General features: G+C 76.0%; 2 protein-coding genes. Both read left to right on the forward strand.

The window, feature by feature from the left end; all coding sequences use genetic code 11:
- Window positions 1-2,697, forward strand: a 2,697-nt coding sequence (locus tag AB0L59_RS42130; RefSeq protein ID WP_365593480.1) for a type I polyketide synthase, incomplete at its 5' end; no start/stop codon positions are given.
- A 16-nt stretch (window positions 2,698-2,713) separates the two neighbouring features.
- Window positions 2,714-4,359, forward strand: a 1,646-nt coding sequence (locus AB0L59_RS42135; protein ID WP_365593482.1) for a beta-ketoacyl synthase N-terminal-like domain-containing protein, incomplete at its 3' end; no start/stop codon positions are given.

Genomic DNA, 4,359 nt, shown 5'->3' on the forward strand with positions numbered 1-4,359 from the left:
TCCGGGGGTGCGGTCGACTGGGCGGCGTACCTGCCCGCCGCGGCCCGGGTCGAGCTGCCCACCTACGCCTTCCAGCGCCGCCGCTACTGGCTGGACCACGCCGAACCGGCGCACCGGGGCGGATACCCGCTGCTGGACGCGGCCGTGGAGTTCGCCGAGGAGGACGGGTTCCTGCTGTCCGGCCGGCTGGCCACCCGGGCGCAGCCCTGGCTGGGGGATCACACCGTGCTCGGGGCGACCGTGGTGCCCGGCAGCGTCTTCGCCGAACTGGCCCTGCATGCCGCCGCGCAGGCCGGCGCCGACGCGGTCGCCGAGCTGACCCTGCAGGCGCCGCTGGTGCTGCCCGAGCACGGCGCGGTCGAGGTGCAGATGAGGGTCGGCGCGCCTGACGCGGCGCGGCATCGGCCGCTCACCGTGCACGCCCGCCCGGCCGGGGACGGCACCCCGTGGACCTGTTACGCCCGGGCGCTGCTCGGCCCCGTGCCGGCCGGGACGCAACCCGAGCCGGTGCACTGGCCGCCGCCCGACGCCACCGCACTGGACGTCGGCTCGGCGTACGCGGACTTCGCCGCCACGGGGCTGGAGTACGGCCCGGCGTTCCAGGGGCTGCGCGCGGCCTGGCGGCGCGGCGACGAGATCTTCGCCGACATCGCCCTGCCCGAGCTCACCGACACCGGCCGCTACGGACTGCACCCCGCGCTGCTGGACGCGGCGCTGCACGCACTGCGCTATCTGCACGAGGACGTGGGCGGCCGCACCCTGCTGCCGTTCGCCTGGAACGGGATCACGCTGCGCCGCGCCGGGGCGTCCGCGCTGCGGGTACGGATCTCCCCGGTCGCCGCCGAGGCGGCCCGGATCGAACTGGCCGACCCCACGGGCGCCCCGGTCGGGGTGGTGGAGTCCCTCGCGGTCCGGCCGATCTCGGCCGAACAGCTGGGCCACCACGAGTCGTTGTACGTCGAGGACCTGGTGCCCGCGCCCCTCCCGGCCGGCCCGGACCCGACCGTGCTGACCTGCGCCGACCTGGCCGAGCTGCCCGAGGGGGAGCTGCCCGGGGTGGTGGTCCTGGCGGCCGGGACCGAGACCGACCCGGTGGCCGCGGCCGGCCGGGCGCTGGGCGTGGTGCGCACCTGGCTGGCCGAGGACCGCTTCGCCCTCACTCGGCTGGCCCTGCGGACCCGGAACGCGCGCACCGACCCGGCCGCCGCCGCGGTCTGGGGTCTGCTGCGGTCGGTGCAGCAGGAGCACCCGGACCGCTTCCTGCTGGCGGACGCCGAGGGCACGGACGGCACGGACGGCACCCGGATCCCCGCAGCGGCGTGGAACGTACCCGGCGGGCAACTGGTGCTGCGGGACGGCGCGGTGCTCGTGCCGAGGCTGTCCCAGGTCCCGCTGTCCAGGATCACCGGCCGGGACGGAGCCACCTGGGACCAGGGCGGCCCGGTGCTGATCACCGGCGGCCTCGGCACGCTAGGCGCGGCCCTGGCCCGGCACCTGGCCGCCGACTGCGGGGTGCGCGAGCTGGTCCTCACCGGCCGCCGCGGCCCGGACACCCCGGGCGCGGCCCAGCTGGCCGCGGATCTCGCGGGACTCGGCGCCACGGTGCGGGTGGTGGCGTGTGACGTGGCCGAGCGGGAGGCGGTGGCCGCGCTGCTGGCCGAGCATCCGGTGACGGCGGTGGTGCACGCCGCCGGGGTGGTGGACGACGGTCTGGTCACCGGCCTCACCGAGGAGCGGCTCAGGGCGGTCCTGGCGCCGAAGGTGCTGGGCGCGCGGTGGCTGGACGAGCTGACCCGCGACCGCGAGCTGACCGACTTCGTGTTGTTCTCCTCCGCCGCCGGGGTGCTCGGCGCGGCCGGGCAGAGCGCCTACTCGGCGGCCAACGCGGCACTGGACGCGCTGGCCCGGGCCAGGCACGCCGCCGGGCTCCCGGCCACCTCGCTGGGCTGGGGCCTGTGGGAGGAGCGCAGCGGCATCACCGGCGGGCTCGCCGGGGCCGACGCGGCCCGCATCGCCCGCGCCGGGCTGCGGCCGCTGTCCACGCCCGAGGCGCTGGAACTGTTCGACCTGGCCCGCGCCGTCGACGAGCCGGTGCTCGCGCCGATGCGGCTGGACCGGGCGGCGGTGCGGGCCGGCGGTCCGGTCCCGGCGGTGCTGCGCGGCATGGTCCGGGAAGCCCCGGCCAGGGACGTCACCGCCGCGCCGGCCGCGTTGTCCGGACCGGACCGGGAGAAGGCGCTGCTGGAGCTGGTCCGCGCCGAGGCGGCCAGGGTGCTGGCCCACGACTCGCCGGCCGCCGTGACCGAACACCGCACCTTCGCCGAACTCGGCGTCGACTCGCTGGCGGCGGTGGAGCTGCGCAACCGGCTGTCCGAGACCACCGGCATCCGGCTGCCCGCCGCGGTGGTGTTCGAGTACGCCACCCCGGTCGCGCTGGCCGCGCACCTGCACGCGTCCCTGTCCGCCGCGGACGGCACGCGGGACGTCTCGCCGCTCGCCGGGCTCGACCAGCTCGAAGAGGCACTGGCCGACGCCGAACCCGGCGCCGTGGACCAGGCGAAGCTGCGCATGCGGCTCACCGCGCTGCTGGCCAAGTACGGCGGCGAGGAACAGACCGGCGCCCTGCCGGAGCACGACCTGTCGTCGGCCTCCGACGACGAACTGTTCGGCCTCGTCGACGACCTCGGCGCCGGCTAGGGGAGGAAGGATCCGCGTGGCAAACGAGGACAAGCTCCGGGAGTACCTGCGGCGCGCACTGACCGAGGCGCAGAGCGCGCAACGCAGGCTGGCCGAGATCGAAGAGGCCCGGCGCGAGCCGATCGCGATCGTGGGCATGGCCTGCCGCTATCCCGGCGGGGTCACCACCCCGGAGCAGTTGTGGGAGATGCTGGCCGCGGGCCGGGACGGGATCACCGCCTTCCCCGCCGACCGCGGCTGGGACCTGGCCGGACTGCCGGTGGGGCTCGGGGGGTTCGTCGCCGACGCCGGTGGCTTCGACCCCGGGTTCTTCGGGATCTCCCCGCGTGAGGCGCTGGCGATGGACCCGCAGCAGCGGCTGCTGCTGGAGACGTCCTGGGAGGCGTTCGAACGCGCCGGCATCGACCCGCTCAGCGTGCGCGGCAGCCGTACCGGCGTGTTCGCCGGGGTGATGTACCACGACTACGCGACCCTGATGGACCGCGTGCCCGAGGAACTGGAAGGCTTCATCGGCAACGGGAACGCCGCCAGCATCGCGACCGGGCGGGTCGCCTACACCTTCGGTCTCGAAGGACCCGCCGTCACCGTGGACACCGCCTGCTCCTCCTCGCTGGTCACGCTGCACCTGGCGGTCCAGTCGCTGCGATCCGGTGAGACGACGCTGGCACTGGCCGGCGGCGCGACCATCATGTCCACTCCCGGCACCTACGTGGAGTTCGACCGGCTCGGTGGGCTGGCCGCCGACGGCCGCTGCAAGGCGTTCTCCGCCGACGCCGACGGCACCGGCTGGTCCGAGGGCGTCGGGATGCTGCTCCTGGAGCGGTTGCCCGACGCGCGGCGCAACGGCCACCCGGTGCTCGCCGTCATCCGCGGTTCCGCGGTCAACCAGGACGGCGCGTCCAACGGGCTGACCGCACCCAACGGCCAGGCGCAGCGCCGGGTCATCGTCGAGGCGCTGACCAACGCGGCACTGTCCCCCGGGGACGTCGACGCGGTGGAGGCGCACGGCACCGGCACCTCGCTGGGCGACCCCGTGGAGGCGCAGGCCCTGCAGGCCGTCTACGGCGCCGACCGCGAGCGGCCGCTGTGGCTGGGGTCGGTCAAGTCCAACATCGGCCACACCCAGGCCGCCGCGGGCGTCGCGGGAGTGATCAAGGTCGTCGAGGCCATGCGGCACGGGGTGCTGCCCCGCACGCTGCACGTCGACGCCCCGACCCCGCACGTCGACTGGGCCGCCGGCCCACTGCGCCTGCTCGCCGAGTCGCGGCCCTGGCCCGAGACCGGGGTCCGTCGTGCCGCGGTGTCGGCGTTCGGGGTCAGCGGTACGAACGCCCATGTGATCGTCGAGCAGGCCCCGGCCGTCGACGAGCCCACGCCCGCCGCGGAACCGGTGCTGCCGGTGCCGGTGTTCGTGTCCGGGCGTGGTGGCGAGGGGTTGCGGGGTCAGGCGGCGCGGTTGCGTGAGCATCTGCTCGCCGAGCCGGGGGCCACTGTGGTGGAGGTGGCGCGTGCGGCCGCGTTGTCCCGGGCGGCTCTGGAGCACCGGGGGGCGGTGGTGGCCGCCGATCGGGAGGAGTTGCTGGCCGGTTTGGCGGCGCTGGCGGAGGGCGGGGCCGGTGCGATCACCGGTATCGCCGGACGCGGTGGCGGTACCGGTTTCCT

The organism is Streptomyces sp. NPDC052109, from assembly GCF_040680195.1.
Lineage (GTDB): Bacteria > Actinomycetota > Actinomycetes > Streptomycetales > Streptomycetaceae > Streptomyces.